The 16,689-nt window shown below is 36.2% G+C and carries 18 protein-coding genes and 1 riboswitch; of the genes, 5 read left to right on the top strand and 13 right to left on the bottom strand.

Features of this window, described 5'->3' with window-relative positions; translation table 11 throughout:
• Positions 1-36: 36 nt before the first annotated feature.
• Together MUA90_RS07485 and MUA90_RS07480 are read right to left on the bottom strand one after the other, a co-directional pair.
• On the bottom strand, positions 37-1,413 hold the full coding sequence (locus MUA90_RS07485; protein ID WP_262586059.1) for a RecQ family ATP-dependent DNA helicase: 1,377 nt from the start codon (positions 1,411-1,413) through the stop codon (positions 37-39).
• Positions 1,407-2,372: a helix-turn-helix domain-containing protein gene (locus tag MUA90_RS07480; RefSeq protein WP_262586057.1), complete on the bottom strand. Its 966-nt coding sequence runs from the start codon at positions 2,370-2,372 to the stop codon at positions 1,407-1,409. Before MUA90_RS07480 ends, MUA90_RS07485 begins: the two co-directional genes overlap by 7 nt.
• Before the next feature lie 95 nt (positions 2,373-2,467).
• On the opposite strand from MUA90_RS07480, the gene MUA90_RS07475 reads away from it, so the two are divergent.
• A complete protein-coding gene (locus MUA90_RS07475; RefSeq protein ID WP_105992744.1) occupies positions 2,468-2,716 on the top strand; it encodes a ferredoxin in 249 nt (82 codons plus the stop codon).
• A gap of 129 nt (positions 2,717-2,845) precedes the next feature.
• Here the strand turns inward: MUA90_RS07475 and MUA90_RS07470 are convergent, their stop codons facing one another.
• From MUA90_RS07470 to MUA90_RS07445, 6 genes are all read right to left on the bottom strand, one after another.
• Positions 2,846-3,394: an ECF transporter S component gene (locus MUA90_RS07470; protein WP_262586055.1), complete on the bottom strand. Its 549-nt coding sequence runs from the start codon at positions 3,392-3,394 to the stop codon at positions 2,846-2,848.
• A 59-nt stretch (positions 3,395-3,453) separates the two neighbouring features.
• Positions 3,454-3,590, bottom strand: a riboswitch (FMN riboswitch).
• Positions 3,591-3,710: 120 nt separating this feature from the next.
• Positions 3,711-5,465, bottom strand: coding sequence for an ATP-binding protein (locus MUA90_RS07465; protein WP_262586053.1), 1,755 nt, complete (start codon positions 5,463-5,465; stop codon positions 3,711-3,713).
• A complete protein-coding gene (locus tag MUA90_RS07460) occupies positions 5,449-6,171 on the bottom strand; it encodes a response regulator (protein WP_105992741.1) in 723 nt (240 codons plus the stop codon). Before MUA90_RS07460 ends, MUA90_RS07465 begins: the two co-directional genes overlap by 17 nt.
• A 336-nt stretch (positions 6,172-6,507) precedes the next feature.
• Positions 6,508-7,242, bottom strand: a complete 735-nt coding sequence (locus MUA90_RS07455; RefSeq protein WP_262586050.1) for a pseudouridine synthase — start codon at positions 7,240-7,242, stop codon at positions 6,508-6,510.
• Positions 7,235-7,783 carry an SMC-Scp complex subunit ScpB gene (gene scpB, locus MUA90_RS07450; protein WP_105992739.1) on the bottom strand — a complete coding sequence of 183 codons (549 nt, stop codon included), beginning with the start codon at positions 7,781-7,783 and terminating at the stop codon, positions 7,235-7,237. Before scpB ends, MUA90_RS07455 begins: the two co-directional genes overlap by 8 nt.
• The gene (locus MUA90_RS07445) at positions 7,773-8,504 is read right to left on the bottom strand and encodes a segregation and condensation protein A (RefSeq protein ID WP_105992738.1); all 732 of its coding nucleotides are present in this window, start codon (positions 8,502-8,504) and stop codon (positions 7,773-7,775) included. Before MUA90_RS07445 ends, scpB begins: the two co-directional genes overlap by 11 nt.
• 102 nt (positions 8,505-8,606) lie before the next feature.
• On the opposite strand from MUA90_RS07445, the gene MUA90_RS07440 reads away from it, so the two are divergent.
• Entirely contained in the window at positions 8,607-9,119 is a 513-nt protein-coding gene (locus MUA90_RS07440) for a DUF309 domain-containing protein (RefSeq protein ID WP_262586047.1), read from the top strand.
• 25 nt (positions 9,120-9,144) lie between these two features.
• Here MUA90_RS07440 and xerD read toward each other — a convergent pair whose 3' ends face one another.
• The 3 genes from xerD to MUA90_RS07425 all read right to left on the bottom strand — a co-directional run bounded on the left by xerD (position 9,145) and on the right by MUA90_RS07425 (position 11,168).
• A complete protein-coding gene (gene xerD, locus MUA90_RS07435) occupies positions 9,145-10,044 on the bottom strand; it encodes a site-specific tyrosine recombinase XerD (protein WP_262586046.1) in 900 nt (299 codons plus the stop codon).
• A gap of 23 nt (positions 10,045-10,067) precedes the next feature.
• Entirely contained in the window at positions 10,068-10,520 is a 453-nt protein-coding gene (locus tag MUA90_RS07430) for a ferric iron uptake transcriptional regulator (protein ID WP_105992735.1), read from the bottom strand.
• A gap of 105 nt (positions 10,521-10,625) precedes the next feature.
• Complete coding sequence (locus MUA90_RS07425; protein ID WP_262586044.1) at positions 10,626-11,168, bottom strand: NUDIX hydrolase; 543 nt, start codon at positions 11,166-11,168, stop codon at positions 10,626-10,628.
• Positions 11,169-11,253: 85 nt separating this feature from the next.
• Here MUA90_RS07425 and MUA90_RS07420 point away from each other — a divergent pair, with 85 nt between their 5' ends.
• On the top strand, positions 11,254-12,162 hold the full coding sequence (locus MUA90_RS07420; protein WP_262586042.1) for an aldo/keto reductase: 909 nt from the start codon (positions 11,254-11,256) through the stop codon (positions 12,160-12,162).
• Positions 12,163-12,268: 106 nt separating this feature from the next.
• Here MUA90_RS07420 and MUA90_RS07415 read toward each other — a convergent pair whose 3' ends face one another.
• Positions 12,269-13,030 (bottom strand): SDR family NAD(P)-dependent oxidoreductase, encoded by a 762-nt coding sequence (locus tag MUA90_RS07415; RefSeq protein ID WP_262586040.1) that lies wholly within the window; start codon positions 13,028-13,030, stop codon positions 12,269-12,271.
• A gap of 136 nt (positions 13,031-13,166) precedes the next feature.
• On the opposite strand from MUA90_RS07415, the gene proC reads away from it, so the two are divergent.
• Complete coding sequence (proC, locus tag MUA90_RS07410) at positions 13,167-13,976, top strand: pyrroline-5-carboxylate reductase (protein ID WP_262586039.1); 810 nt, start codon at positions 13,167-13,169, stop codon at positions 13,974-13,976.
• A 50-nt stretch (positions 13,977-14,026) separates the two neighbouring features.
• Here proC and rnz read toward each other — a convergent pair whose 3' ends face one another.
• Entirely contained in the window at positions 14,027-14,947 is a 921-nt protein-coding gene (rnz, locus tag MUA90_RS07405) for a ribonuclease Z (protein WP_262586036.1), read from the bottom strand.
• A 139-nt stretch (positions 14,948-15,086) separates the two neighbouring features.
• Here rnz and zwf point away from each other — a divergent pair, with 139 nt between their 5' ends.
• Positions 15,087-16,571 (top strand): glucose-6-phosphate dehydrogenase, encoded by a 1,485-nt coding sequence (gene zwf, locus MUA90_RS07400; protein ID WP_262586035.1) that lies wholly within the window; start codon positions 15,087-15,089, stop codon positions 16,569-16,571.
• Positions 16,572-16,689: the final 118 nt, after the last annotated feature.

Here is a 16,689-nt window from a genome sequence, read left to right as displayed (position 1 = left end):
TCACACTAACATGTAAATGAAATTTAAAGTTTAAATTTATATGAAGATTTGATTGAGTTTTTCTAAATAATCCATTTTTCTCGCGACTTTCTTTTTATTCGGAACATGGATGGATTCAACTGTTTGATCATTATCGCAGCAATGTTCAATTTCAGATACGGATTCCCCGAAATAAGACATGAGGTAATTACGTCGGCAGGTCTTTAAGTTTTTATACCCCATCATCTTAAGCAATCCTTCTTGTTTGCGATTTGCGGACACTTTGAAAATTGCTTGTATTTCTTCTTGGTTATAGCGAGAAGCTAAAATTTTAATGATTTGCTGCTTTTCAGGCGGTAACTCAACACCTGCAAACATTGCAGCAACATCGTCATCTGTAATTACATCCGCAAACAATATCGTTTCTAACAAGAAATAATCATCAGGTTGATACAGACTGATAGCTTGGCTGAGTTGTCCATCACGACCTGCCCTGCCGATTTCTTGAATGTAACTTGAAGGACTGACAGGCAGATGATAATGAATAATAGTGCGGATATCTGGTTTATTTATCCCCATCCCAAATGCGCTTGTCGCTACAATAATCGGAATTTTATTTTGTATGAATTGCTGCTGGACAGTTTGACGTTCTTGATATGATAAATCGCCATGATAGATACCCGTTAAATAGCCTTCATCGTAAATCATCTGTGCAAGTTCTCGGCATTTTTTCTTAGAAGATACGTAAATAATAGTCGGACCGGTTGTTTGTATCGCGGCTTTCAGACATTCATTTTTTTGTGCATCATTATCAAAATTGATATGCGACAACATAATATTGTCTCTGCTCATCTTTGTTTTAACAACATCAAACTCAGATTGCACAATGGATTCAATATCTTCTTTTAAATGCAAAGGTGCAGTTGCTGTCAGTGCTAAGACTGTTGCTTTCTTGAAACGTTTTGTAATTTCACCAATCAATGCATAATGCGGTCTGAAATCATAACCCCACTCAGTAATGCAATGTGCTTCATCTAAAACAATCATACCTAGATTGATGGAAGTAATCCATTTGATATTATCTTGATGGAGTATAAATTCGGGACTCAAAAAGATGAACTTAGAATGCTTCAAACGCTTTAAGTTTTTCTGCTTTTCTTCAAAACTCATCCCTGAATGGATATAACTGACTGAACGCTCTCCATTTTTTCTCATCTGCATGACTTGATCATCCATAAGAGAGATTAAAGGTGAAATAATTAAAGTCGGTTGTTGCTTAATATACGTCGGCAATTGGTAGCATAAACTTTTACCGCTGCCTGTAGGCAAAATACCTAACGTATTTTTATGGTCCAGTACATTTTGAATAATTGCTTGTTGCCCTTCTTTAAAAGCATCAAATCCGAACCATTGTTTCAAAGCTTTATTTAACACGTCTTTTCCCTCCTGGCGATTAAGACTATCGCTAATTTGATTTCAAAATAACTCATTTTCGGAAACTCAGCTTTAAACGTTCGCAAGCGTTCATTGCTATGTTGTTTAAAGAAAGATTGGAAAGCTTGAAATTGATCCTCTTTTAAGTAAGCATCGTAATCCGATAAATAACCTTTGATATAAAGTTCTAATATATGGTCTTCTATCGTATTGACTTTTACCCCTTCTTTTTGTGCAATCTCATCAAAGGTCAATCCGGATTGTACGAGTTTAAAGGTATCTTTTGTATTTAATGAGAGTGAAGGCAGTATAATCATTTGAGACAATAACGGAAAAGTCGATGTATCTTCTAACAAATGCATCATTTCTACGAGGTCATTCATTTTGATGATTGCTAAGTCAGACATATTAATGTCTTCGATTAAACTGACTTGCTGATTGGTGTACATGATTTCGTCATAGCCTTGCAAGAAATAATGCAGTACAGATTGTGTTTGGGTTTGATTAAGCAGATCAAACAGCAGGTAAACTTCATTTTTGAATTGATCATCCAATGTTTGGTGCTGAATTTTATAAAATAATGATTTTGCTCGATCTTGAACTTTACTGACTTGAGAAACGGGTATAAATTCAAGTGTGTGATGATGTTTGAATGAAATGGTTTGAATCAGTAATTGCAGTACTTGGAAAGTATTTTGAATACTATCAAACGTATACCGTGTAGATATTTTCAAAGGAATTTTGGTATCAGATGTCTCTATTTCATCAAAGATTCGTTCGAATGATGTATATTTTAAATCTGGCTGACTATGATATAATGATAAAAGTTGTTGGCTACACCCATCAAAATATGTTTGATGTGTTTTAGCACCAATGAGTATATTGTAGATACTTTTATGTGTTTTATAATGGAATGTATGATTTTTTATGTATTGAATTATTTCTTTCAAATCAATCATCACCTATGACCTATAGTATTGAAAAAAGATAAACTGGTGTTAAAATATAAATTACCCTATCAGTGTAGCATTTTTAAAGAAGGAGGCGAAGTAAATTGGCTAAATATACGATTGTAGATATGGATACATGTATTGCGTGCGGCGCATGCGGTGCAGCGGCACCTGATATTTACGACTATGATGACGAAGGTATTGCATATGTCATCTTAGACGATAATGAAGGAACTACACCGGTTCCTGAAGAACTTTATGAGGATTTAGAAGACGCAGACGAAGGTTGCCCTACAGACTCTATTAAAATTGCAGATGAACCATTTGATGGTGATGCTTTAAAATTCGAATAAATTTTCAATCGTTTTACCAGTTTGGTAATCTTCGCTAAAAATAGATTGAAAGTTGAAGACTTGTTAAGTGTTCAACATTATGAAAATACCCCCCGGGGAAAATGTTTCCCGGGGGCTTTAATATATCAATTAATATCTTAAGGCATTTTTTAATCGTTTGAACAGCAACAGGAATATCACTGATACCGCAATACCCTTGATGATGTTAAATGGAATAATACCTGAAACGATGATGATTTTTAAGTTCCTTACAACATCGCCTAAATTCATAATCATTCCGTATAACGGTAATAAAACAAAATAATTTAAAATACTTAATACAATCGTCATTGCGACAATACCAGCACAAAGTCCGATGATAATACTGTATCGGCTTTTCACTGCTTTGCTTACATAATACGCAACGAGTAATAAACTCACTGCCGCCGCAAAGTTTGCAACAGGACCTATCGGATCGCCCATATTGAATAAGAAGTTCAATAAGTTCTTGATAAGTTCTACAATAATTCCGGCTACCGGACCGAAAATAAATGTTGCTAATAATGCAGGTACATCACTAAAGTCTAATGTGAGGTATGGAGGCAGAAACGGTAATGGAAATTTGATAAACATCAAAATAAAAGCAACTGCACTCAACATACTGATAACGATAAAACGTTTGTTCTTTTGTTGATTCATAAGGACTCCTTCCATTCATCTACGTGAATAGGAGGATTTTATTGCACAACAAATAAACCCTCCATCTTCTCCCATCCAGACTATACTGTCGGCTCTAGAATCTCACTAGATCAGCCATATTTATCACAGAGATAAATACAGGTCGCAGGCTTTATTTACTGCCGGTTGGGACTTTCACCCGACCCCGAAGATGAATTTCATTTATATTTTATTTTTCCTATTTATTGTATCCGATTTATCTCACAATTTCAATCTGATTGCATAACTAAGGATAAGCAATCAAAAACCTTGGAGGAATCTCCAAGGTTTAAGCTGTCTATTGTGTTTTAGGCGGTTTCGGCAATTTGATAATAAATGTAGTACCTTTGCCCAATTCGCTTGTAAGACTGATGGTACCATCTTGCGCTTCAACAATCATGCGGCTGATGAATAAGCCTAAGCCTGTTCCCTCTTTACCGCGTTTTCTGGATGCATCTACTTTATAAAAGCGATCAAAGACTAATTCAACATGCTCTGGCGCAATACCGCTGCCGGTATCTTCAATATACAAGATATCATAGTCTTCATCTTCGTCTGTAGTGATGGTAATAGAATCTCCTGGTGCTGTATAACGTGTCGCATTGTCTACAAGATTAGTCAGTACTTGTTCCATACGATCTTCGTCATAATACCATAACTGATGATTGGTATTTGGTGCCAATTCAATTGCAATGTCTAATTCTTCAGCTTGCTGACGGTATTTCAAATGCATGCGTTCTAATAATTGGCTGATCGGTTGAACTTCCTTATGCACAGACAATCCTTCAGCATCCATTCTGGCAACATTTAACAATTCATTAACTAATCTGTTTAAACGCTGTGTTTCATCTAACACAATCGAAAGTGATTCTTTGATTTCTTCAGGTTCAGAAACGACGCCATCGACAATCGATTCTGTATAGCCTTGTAATAACGCAATCGGTGTTCTTAATTCATGGGATACTGTCGCAATAAAGTCTTTTTTCATTTGGTCGAGCTGATGTTCATTGGTCATGTCTCGAATGATTGCTACAATACCGCTGCTTCCGTTAGGCTGGAACTGATCAATATAACTCATTATGACCACGTAATAACGGTTATTCACTTCATACTCTCTGAATTGGTTTTCTTTTTCTTCAAAGGTTTGATTGATTTGATCGATGAAGGCAGCTTTGTTTTCTCCTTCTAGATCTTTTTCCATCTGCTCTGCTAATTGGTTGGATAGAATGATTTTTCTATCTTCATTAATTGCAAGTACACCTTCGACCATAGAATTGATGAGACTTTCTCTAATGTTTTTCGAAGCTGAAATTTCGTTGATATGACGTTGAATTTCACTGCTCATTAAGTTGAATGAATGGGCAAGTTCGCCGATTTCATCTTTCGTATTAATCGTATTGACTAATGAATAGTTGCCTTGTGATACGCCAGTGGCTTGTGTTCTGAGCTGACGCAGCGGCTTAGTAATACGAGATGATAAAAAGAATGCGAATACCGTTGTGATGATTAAGAAAATTACAGCTGTTACTAAAATAATAATCGTAATCACATTGTTGGTATCATCAATGCTTTTTAGGTCTTGGTAGATAAACACACCGCCGCTTTGATTGTTTTCATCAATTTTCGCAGGGTACCCCACTAAAACGTAAGTATGTTTTTTGCCGTTAACTTTTAGTTCTATATGTTTTGAAGCTTTTTTATGTTCGCTGAATACATGATTCAAACCACTGTCTTTTTTAATAACATCCATCATTTTATCTTTAAGTTTAGAATGCGAATTATAATATTCATCATGTTTATTTTTCATGATAATCAACCCGCTCGGGCCTTCTATCAGTGTTTTGCTATGTTTGATCGCAAGTGATTTATTATCAGATTCCTCTAATAAATTACTGATACGATGCGCATCATTTACTAAAGATTGTTCAGTATCTTGCGTATAATATTGCTGAATAAATGTTATTAAAGCAGCACTGAGTAAAATTAAAACTGTCGTTACTATTAAAATAATAGTTAACCACAGTTTAATTACGACATTATTGAGTCGTTTCATCGTCGGTATTAACCTCGAATTTATAACCTACGCCCCATACAGTTTGTATCATATGCGCAGCATCTGATGAGACACGGTTTAATTTTTCTCTGAGGCGTTTGACGTGAGTATCTACAGTACGCAAGTCCCCATAGAACTCGTAATGCCAAACGTCTTTTAACAATTGTTCGCGATCGAATACTTTATTCGGTGTTTTGGCTAAGAAAATTAAGAGTTCGTATTCTTTTGGTGTCAAGTTGACTTGTGTTCCGTCTGCAAGGACACGGTGTGCATCATTATCAATCACCAAATGTTTAAACTCTATTAAATCTCTTGCATGCGGTTCGTTTTGATCTGATGTTGCTGTCAATGTACGTCTTAAAAGTGCTTTAACTCTCAAAACAACTTCTCTTGGAGAGAATGGTTTAACGATATAATCATCTGCACCAGACTCGAAACCTTCAACACGGTTAGTTTCTTCGCCTTTTGCAGTCAGCATAATGATTGGCGTTTCTTTGTACTCTCTTAAGCGGTTCGCAACTTCAATTCCATCGATTTCGGGAAGCATCAAGTCTAACAAGATACAAGCATAATCATTATTCAAGGCTAAGTCCAAAGCCTCTTTGCCGTCTCGAGCTTCTTCGATATCAAAAGATTCTCGTTCTAAATACAATTTTAACAATCTTCGAATTCTTTCTTCGTCATCAACGACAAGAATTTTTGTCATAGATATTGTACCTCCCATAAAAAATCCAATTAAAATGAGTTATACAAGCAAATCAATACTAAAGCGCAAGTTATAAAACCAACGGAAATTCTGTCTGGTTAATTCCAACCGCCTTACAGTGCGCTTACTCCTATTTGATTCGCTTGATATACTCCATTCATCATCGTCTTATAGTTTTGTTTTAAATAAAGAAACACTATTAATAGATGATTTTTTCACTTCAAGGCATATTATAACATAAGCATATATCAACAAGTTAATTGTAACCTTGGGAATAAAAATAGATTAACATAATACGTGCATAATTTCACAAACTTTTTGATTTATGCTTGTATTCTAGCCATTTGCGGCTAAATTACGTAATTTTTTCACTTCATGCGGCGTAAGTACTCTGCCTTCTCCAGCATTCAAGCCTTTCAATGTTAATCCGCCAAGTTCGATTCTCGTTAATTTCGTTACTTCATAGCCGAAATGTTCAAACATACGGCGTACTTGTCGGTTACGGCCTTCTGAAATTGTAATCTCAACCAATGTAGTATTCTTTTCTTTGTTTTGGTTCTTGATTTTTACTTCTGCCGGATGTGTTTTGCCGTCTTCTAATTGGATACCTTTTTCTAATTGTTTCACTTCATCGCGCATTAAATAGCCTTTTAATTTAGCGACATATTTCTTTTTGATTTTGTAGCGCGGATGTGTCATCAAGTTTGTAAATTCTCCGTCATTCGTCAGTATCAGCAAACCTGAAGTATCATAGTCCAATCGCCCTACCGGATAGATACGCGTTTCTAAATCTTCGAAGTAATCCGTGACTACCTTTCTTCCGCGATCATCTGAAACACTTGTGATAACTTGTGCAGGTTTATAGAATAAAATATAAAGTTTATCTTCTTGTTCTAATTTTACCCCTTCTACTTCTACACTGTCTGAAGGTTTGACTTTAGTACCTAATTCCGTCACAGTTTCCCCGTTGACTTGCACCTTTCCTTCAACGATTAATGTCTCTGCTTTTCTTCTAGACGTATAGCCGCTGTTCGCAATACGCTTTTGTACTCTCTCTAATTCGTTACTCATTATTATCTCCTTTTTGGTTAATTAAATTATTGAAGAATGATTCGATTTCTTCCTCTTCTTCTTCTGTCGTAGGTAATTCATCGATATTTTTCATGCCGAATACATTTAAAAATAACGGTGTAGTATAAAGCTGCTGGCTTCTTGAACTCTCTTCGTCTTTCGCTTCTACTAAGCCTCGTGCAATAAGTGTTTTTGCAGCGCCGTCAGAGTTGATACCTCTGATGATTTCAATGTCGTTTCGCGTTACAGGCTGGTTATAAGCGATAATAGATAAAACTTCCATAGCTGCTTGAGACAACTTCATTTTTGACTGCTGTTTTACTAACTGTTCAATATAGCTTGAAATTTCTTGTTTGGTTGTCAGAACATAAGTGGACCCATATTGATGAATCATCAGCCCAGGTGATTCATAGGAAGCCACTAGCGTTTCTAATGTTTCTTCTGAGACGTCCAGGATTTCTTGTAATTGTTTTGATTCCAGGCCTTCATCACCTGCCGTATACAATAATCCTTCTAATATTCCGTTTTGCTTAAGCGCCATAATTTACACCTCGCGTAATATTAATATCTGAGAAATCCTTTTCTTGTTTGATTTGAATGATACCTGATTTAGACAATTCTAAAATGGCGAGGAAATGCGTGACCACATGCTCTGTTGTTTCATTGAATGTAAACAAACTGAAAAAGTTGAAAGAAGCGGCATGTGATAATTTTTCAGATACTTGCATCGTTGCTTGTTCAATCGTGAAAGTTTCCTTTTGGATAGTGACTTGTCTTGGTGTATTGAAAGAAGCTCTTGTTTTAATGCGTTGATAAGCCATAATCAGTTCTGTTAAATCAATAGTATTGTTTTCATCCCATAATTCTGTTGATTCTAAATGGCTTAAATCTGTAGGATGCTTACTATAATATTGTTCGCGCTGTGTTTTCATTTCATTCAGAAAAGTTGTGTATTCTTTATAGTTTTGATATTCAATCAGACGCCCTACTAATTCTTCACGCGGGTCATCTATTGCTTCGTCAGATAAATCCGGTTGTTGCGGCAGCAGCATTTTGCTTTTGATCATTAACAGCTCAGATGCGACAACAAGATACTCGCTCGCAATATTGATTTCTAATTCTTTCATTGCATGAATATAATTCATGTATTGTTCTGTTAATGATTTCATCGGAATATCATAAATATCGATTTCATATTTATGAATTAAGTGCAGCAGCAAATCAAGCGGCCCGTTAAAAGCATCTAATTTAACTTCGTACATTCAGCAGTATCTCCTTTAATTGCAAGTCGCGTATGTCATTCAGTACAATATTATACATGATTCATTTCAATAATTAAACGAGAAACAAGGAGCGCAAAAAAGATGAAACATGCACTTATCGACTTTTATTATCAATTTCATACTAAGCAGCACTATTTTCTATGCCACGATATTTTAGAAGAAGCATGGAAAGCACAAAACCATTATTCAAAAACAGATGCTGTGGTGAGCTTGATTTTATGTGCAACAGGCTGCTACCACTATAGACGTGCAAATTATAAAGGCGCACATACACTCTTTCAACGCGCATATCGTGTTGCGCATTTAAATCGTTATGTATTATCAGACCTCGGTTTAAAGGGCAGTGATTATATGCGTTTGCTGAAAGATTATGCACAAGCAGCACAACAGCAATTACCGTTTGAACCTATGGAACTGCCTGTGCTTCATGCATTCACAGAAGCGATCCAAGCAGTCTATACAGATTACACTATGATGCAGCAAGTGAGTACGCTGCCTTATATATGCGATCATCATTTATTGCGCGACAGACATGAAGTTGAAAATGCGCGATTAGAAGCTTTGAAACTAAAACAGCTGAAAGACAAAAAATAAGCATGAACCAAAATCTGTTTTCGGTTCATGCACGCGGATGAAATTCATTATACATTTTTCTGATTTGCGATTTAGAAACATGTGTATACAACTGTGTAGTAGAAATGTCAGAATGCCCTAACATTTCTTGTACTGCTCTTAAATCCGCGCCGTTTTCTAGCAAATGCGTCGCAAATGAATGACGCAATGAGTGCGGTGTTAACTTTTTAGTGATATTAGCTTGCACACCATATTGCTTAATCAGTTTCCATATACCTTGTCTTGAAAGCGGTTTGCCGTGCATATTTAAAAAGAGTGTATCCGTTACTGTTTGTTTTAATAACTGAGGTCGAACCGTTTCGATATATGTTTTTAAATAATCTATCACTGTTTCTCCTAACGGTATAATACGTTCTTTGCTGCCTTTACCAAAGACTCTGACGAAGCCCATGATTAAATTGACATCCTCGACTCTGACATGGATTAATTCAGTGACACGCATACCTGTCGCATACAGCAATTCAAGTATGGTTCTGTCCCGATAACCGTTGTTTTTGCTTAAATTCGGTGTTTCAAGCAATGCAAGGACATCATCCACATCTAATACATCCGGTAAGCGGCGTTCATATTTAGGTGTTTCAATCAAGACAGTAGGATCTTTTGCTGCATAACGTTCCCTTAAAGCAAATTGATGGAAACTGCGTACAGTAGAGATGAAGCGGGCAATCGATTTTGCTGAATGCCCATCATCATGCAAGTAGCCTAAACACTGTTGAATGGTTTCCCTATCAATAAAGTCGATATTACTGACTTTTTTCAGCTCCAGGTAAGTTTTATATTTGTTTAAGTCGCGGCGATAGGCACCTATCGTATTTGCGCTTAAACCTTTCTCAATTTGGATGAACTTTAAATATTCTTCAATGATATTATCAAAATTCGTTTCCAATACAGTCCACCTTCTATCTTAACCTAGCTATTTTTCTTCTTTTGCTGGCATTCTCGGCAAATGCCATGGAATGTAAGCCGATGATCCAAAATTTTAAATTGGAATTCAGATTCAACACGCTCTTCGACTTTCGGTAATAAATCTTCAACGATTTCCTCTACCTTACCGCATTCCATACAAACAAGATGATGGTGAAAGTGTTTTTCTCCCTCTTTTTTCAAATCAAAGCGTGAAACACCATCACCGAAATTAATCTTATCAACAATTTTCAGTTCAGCTAAAAGTTCTAAAGTTCTGTAAACCGTTGCTAATCCGATTTCAGGTGCTTTATCTTTTACTTTCAAATATACATCTTCAGCACTTAAATGATCTTCCTCATTTTCAATCAGAACTCTTAATGTTGCTTCACGTTGCGGAGTTAATTTATAAGATGATTTTTGTAACTGCTGCTTCACGCGTTTTAAACGTTCTTCCACGGAAGCCTCACTCCTCTACTAATAATTATAATCATTTTAAAGTAAAACAATGACTTAACTATAAATTACCAGTAATTGAGTGAAAATGCAACACATTCTCATTTGTTATTTAGAATGATTATAAACTGATAATAGGTGCTGCAATGTAATTAAAGTTTTGGCATCTTCTATTTGTTGATTTTGTACTAAATCCTTGATTTCATCTATTGTCAGCTCCACTTGTTCAACAAATTCATCCGGGTCTAATTGGACCTTTCCTTTTGATAAATTGTCAGTGAAGTAGATTGCGATTTTCTCATTTGCAAACCCAGGAGAAGTATAAATGTCCGCAATTTGTTTCAAATCATGAGCGATATATCCAGTTTCTTCTTCTAATTCTCGATAAGCCGCTGATTTCGGTTCTTCCCCCTCTTCTAGTTTGCCAGCAGGGATTTCTAATAATACCTTTTCAATCGGTTTGCGGAATTGTTTTACCAAGACCACTTTATTTTCAGGTGTCAAAGCACAAACTGCTACTGCACCTGTGTGATTGACAATTTCACGTTTTGAAGTCTCCCCATTAGGTAATAGTACTTCATCTACATCAACATCAATAATTTTGCCTTTGTAGATAGATTGTTTGTGTAAAGTCTTTTCTGTAAAATCCATTTTAATCACGTTCCTTTTAACTATAGTGAAAGACTGATAAACTAGCAGTGTTAGACAATTAAAGTGTATCGAAAGGAGTCGCAACATGCAAAAGAATGTTTTGAAAAGCGGTTTAGAGATTTCTGAATTAGGTCTGGGATGTATGAGTCTTGGTACTGAGAAGAAACACGCACAAGAAATTATAGAACGTGCTATTGATTTAGGGATTACTTATTTTGATACAGCGGATATGTATGACAAAGGTATCAATGAGAAATTGGTCGGAGAAATTTTGAAACCGTATCAAAACTCCGAAGATATCGTGATCGGTACAAAAGTGGGCAACCACTTAAAAGATGATGGTACAACATTTTGGGATCCATCGAAAAAGCATATTAAAGAAAGCGTGAAAAGTTCTCTTAAAAACTTAGGTGTGGATCAAATTGATTTATATCAATTACATGGCGGAACAATCGATGATCCGTTAGATGAAACAATCAGCGCTTTTGATGAATTGAAACAAGAAGGTATTATTCGTGCCTATGGTATTTCATCGATTCGTCCTAATGTCATCAATTATTATTTAGAACATAGTCAAATCGAAACATGGATGGCACAATTCAACTTAATTGATAACCGTCCAGAAGATTTGATACAAAAAGCCCATCAAAAAGGTGTTAAATTATTAGCGCGCGGCCCTCTCTTTAAAGGCCTGTTAACTTCTAAAAGCAATACAGCTTTAGATCAGAAGTTTGAAGATGGTATTTTCGACTATAGTTATCAAGAACTCGGCAGTACTATTGCTTCGCTAAAAGAAATTGAAAACAATTTATCTGCACTCACATTCAACTATCTGCTTTCACAAGATGTATTAGGGTCTATTATTGCAGGTGCAAGCAGTGTTGAACAGCTTGAAGAAAATGTGAAGAACTATCAAACACAAGTTGATTTAAACAGATTGCATGCAGCAAGAGAGCGTGTTAAAGACCTGCATTATACAAATCATTTAAACTAAATCAACAGATAAACTAAAATTTATAAAAACGGCTTATGGCAATGCTTGAAATCAAAGTTAGGGTTGATTTTATAGCAGTAATACCATAAGCCGTTTTTATTTCTATTTATTTGCCTTTATTGCTGAAGAGGTTGGGTGCTGTTTTTTCGAAGAATCGCGGATTTACTTGATAACACTTTAATAAGTAATAGAGCCATTTAGGACGATTCAGCTCTGCTTTTTTATGTGTCATTGCATGAATGACTTCTTGTGCTAATTGATTTGGGTCCAACATCCATTTATCAACTTGTGCAGCATATTTCAATGTAGGGTCTGCTTTTGCATGAAAAGGAGTGCGAATGGGACCTGCATTCACGACCAGTACATGATAATTTGGATTTTCAAGCCGCAATGTATTTAAGACTTGATTAAATCCTGCTTTGCTGGCTGCATAATGACCGCTGGAAGTTTGCGTTGAAAATGCGGCTAAACTGCTGATGCCTACGATGTAAGGATGAGGATTGAAATAAGGCTTTAGCTGTTGCAGCAGCAAGTTGAAATGTATCAGGTTGATATGATAAGTTTCTAACATTTCATTTTCAGTATGCTCTAGTATCGGCTTAAAGTAACCCAGCCCTGCACTATGAATCACACCATCTATCGGTTGCTTGAAAGCTAGCTGTTTTATATCCTCCGGCTGTGCCAAATCGCATATTTGATAATCAAGTAAATGTGTATTGGTCGGAAAATGCGTATTATGATATTTTTGCTCATCTCTTATTAATAAGGTGACTTGTGCGCCCTTTTTTAACAATTGTTGGGTAATGGCATAGCCTAAGCCACTGGTCCCTCCAGTGACGACAAAATGCTTTTTGATAAGATGTTCCATTTCTATCCTCCTAATATCTATAAATAATGTTTAAAAACGGGTAATTAAGTTAAAAGTTACATTGTTGTGCAAAATGATTGATATTGCTATGATTGGTATATCAATTATCAAAAATATAGGGAGTGCTAATCAAAATATGAAAATTGTATTTTATGGTTCAGGCAACATGGCGCATGCCATTTTCTCAGGAATCATTGCATCAAAAGTAATTGATCCAAATAATATCTATATCACAAACCGTTCAAACGAAGAAGTGTTAAAAGGTTATGCTGATGAATTAGGCGTTAACTATAGTTATGATGACGCATCTTTACTTGCGGATGCTGACTTTGTATTTTTAGGAACTAAGCCCTATGATTTTGATGCCTTAGCAGATAGAATCCGTCCATATATTGCAGACGAGAATAAGTTCATTTCAATTATGGCGGGTATCTCGATTCAGTATATCAGAAAACAACTAGAACATGATAATCCGATTGCACGTATTATGCCGAATACGAATGCACAAGTCGGTCATTCTGTAACAGGTATCAGTTTCTCTGATAATTATGCTTCAGAAGATCGTCAGCAAGTGATTGATATTGTGCATGCATTCGGTTCAGAAATAGAAGTACAAGAAGATGCGCTGCATCAAGTGACAGCAGTGACTGGAAGCGGACCAGCGTTCTTGTATCATGTGTTTGAACAGTATGTTGAAGCGGGTGTCAAGCTTGGATTAGATAAAGAAGAAGTTGAAGAATCTATCCGTAATTTAATTATCGGCACAGGTAAAATGATAGAACGTTCTGATTTAAGTATGGAGCAATTAAGACAAAACGTGACATCTAAAGGCGGAACAACACAAGCTGGTTTAGATGCTTTATCACAACATGACATCGAAGGCATCTTTGAAGATTGCTTCAATGCTGCTGTTAAAAGAAGTAAAGACTTATCAAATGAAGACTAATGATAAAACAAATGCTGAGACATTGGGTGTATCCCCTGCCTCAGCATTTTTTATACTTCAAACGCATCAAAGTCTCGTACAAATTTAAATTTTAAATGCGGATATTGTTCTTGAAGTTCTGCATAAATCACATCTATATCTGATAAGTTATAGCGATTGCTGATATGGTTCAGCAAAGCTTGCTTAGCATTGCTGTTTTCAAGCAAGCGCAGCACTTGTGTAATATGAGTGTGATGATGGCTTTCTGCTAATGAAAGGTCTCCATCGATATATGTAGCTTCATGAACGAGTACATCTACATCATTAGCAAGGATATACTCATTATCGCAAGGCATAGTATCTCCGAAGATTGCAATTTTCGGCCCGACTTTGTCCTCGCCTTTAAATTGTTTTGAATCATATACTTGGTCATTAAACGTAAATGTTTCATTATCTTTTACTTCTTGATATTGAGGACCAGGTTCCATACCGATGGCTTTCAAAGCACTGACATCTATTTTCCCTGGTGTTGTCGGTGCTTCGATTCGATAACCGAATGACGGTACGCCATGGTTAAGTGCATAAGCACTGACTGTAAATCCTTCATGATGATAGTGCAGCTGATCATCAATTTCTATGAAGGTTACCGGATAGTTTAATTTGGATAATGATGCACGCAATGTCATTTCTACGTAATTTTTGATACCTCTTGGTCCGATAATTGTTAAAGGTTTATCTTCTCCGCCTTGGAAAGAACGGCTGGTCAATAAACCTGGCAAGCCGAATATATGATCTCCATGCATATGGGAGATAAAAATATGATTGATTTTACCGAGTTTAATGGAATGGTGCAAAATTTGATGCTGTGTACCTTCACCGACATCAAAAAGCCAAATTGAATTTGAATACGGTTCTAAATTGAGCGCTATTGCTTGTGTATTGCGTTCTTTCGTTGGCAACGCCGCTCCAGTTCCCAAAAATGTAATTTCCATCATAACGCTCCTCTCTCTACACGCTAGTGTACCATATATAGAACGGCAATCACGAAGAAATTTAAGCAAATATGTGTTACAACCAGGCACCATAGTCTATAATAATAGCATATCTATTAAAGAATTGAGGTTTTGAATCTTGAGTACTAAAAGAAAGCATATACCATGTTTGATTACAATTTTTGGAGCAACAGGTGATTTAAGCCACCGTAAGCTCTTCCCTTCACTATTTCATTTATACCAACAGGATAACCTTGATGAACATGTTGCAATCATTGGTATTGGCCGTCGTGACTATTCAAATGATGAATTTCGCAATCAGGTGAAATCATCTATTCAAGCTCATGTAAAAGATACAAAACACCTTGATCAATTTATGGACCATGTATTTTACTTTAAGCATGATGTCAGTGATGAACAAAGCTATGATGATTTGCTCAAATTCAGCAACCAGCTTGATTCAGAATTCGGTTTGCAAGGCAATCGTTTATTCTATCTTGCAATGGCGCCTAACTTCTTCGGTTTAGTGACGGATTACTTAAAATCTTCAGGCCTTACTAAAACAAGAGGCTTTAAACGTTTAGTGATTGAAAAACCGTTCGGCAGTGACTTGGCATCTGCTGAGAAGTTGAATAAACAAATAAGAAAATCATTCAAAGAAAACGAAATCTATCGTATCGATCACTATCTTGGTAAAGATATGGTTCAAAATATCGAAGTGTTGCGTTTTGCGAATGCGATGTTTGAGCCATTATGGAACAATAAATACATTTCTAACATTCAAGTGACTTCTTCAGAAGTATTAGGTGTTGAAGACCGCGGCGGATATTATGAATCCAGCGGTGCGTTAAAAGATATGTTCCAAAACCATATGCTTCAAATGGTCGCATTGCTGGCGATGGAACCGCCTATCAGTTTGAATAGTGCTGATATCAGAGCGGAAAAAGTTAAAGTGTTGAAGTCGCTGCATCCGTTAGATTCTGAAGCGGTGCGTACAAACTTCGTCCGCGGCCAATATGATGCCGGAGAAATTAACGGCCAGCAAGTTAAAAGTTATCGTGAAGAAGATCGTGTCAGCGAAGACTCAATCACCCCTACTTTTGTTTCAGGCAAAGTTATGATTGATAACTTCCGCTGGGCTGGCGTACCATTCTATATCCGTACAGGTAAAAGAATGAAACGCAAATCTATTCAAGTGGTCGTTGAATTTAAAGAAGTACCAATGAACTTATACTATGAAAAAGATAAACATTTAGATTCTAACTTGCTTGTGATTAACATCCAACCTAATGAAGGGGTATCTATCCACTTAAATGCGAAGAAAAACGTACAAGGCATTGAAACTGAACCGGTACAACTTTCTTACTCTATGAGTGCACAAGATAAAATGAATACTGTTGATGCATATGAAAACTTATTATTCGACTGCCTCAAAGGCGATGCAACAAACTTTACACATTGGGAAGAGTTAAAATCAACATGGAAATATGTAGATGCCATTCAAGAAGAATGGGATCAAGTAACGCCAGATTTCCCTAACTATAAATCTGGTACGAACGGTCCGCTCAAAAGTGAATTATTACTTAGCCGTGACGGCTTCCATTGGTGGGACGATATTTACTAATAATATGTAATTTAAAGTGTTTAATGACAAGATAGTGTCGCTATATGACGCTGTCTTGTCTTTTTTAGCCCTTTTTTATAGGAATCTGATAAAAAAATACGGTATAATATTAAACAAT

It is taken from the genome of Staphylococcus sp. IVB6181 (assembly GCF_025561445.1).
Classification (GTDB): domain Bacteria; phylum Bacillota; class Bacilli; order Staphylococcales; family Staphylococcaceae; genus Staphylococcus; species Staphylococcus simulans_B.
This window is presented reverse-complemented; position numbering and strand designations above follow the sequence as displayed.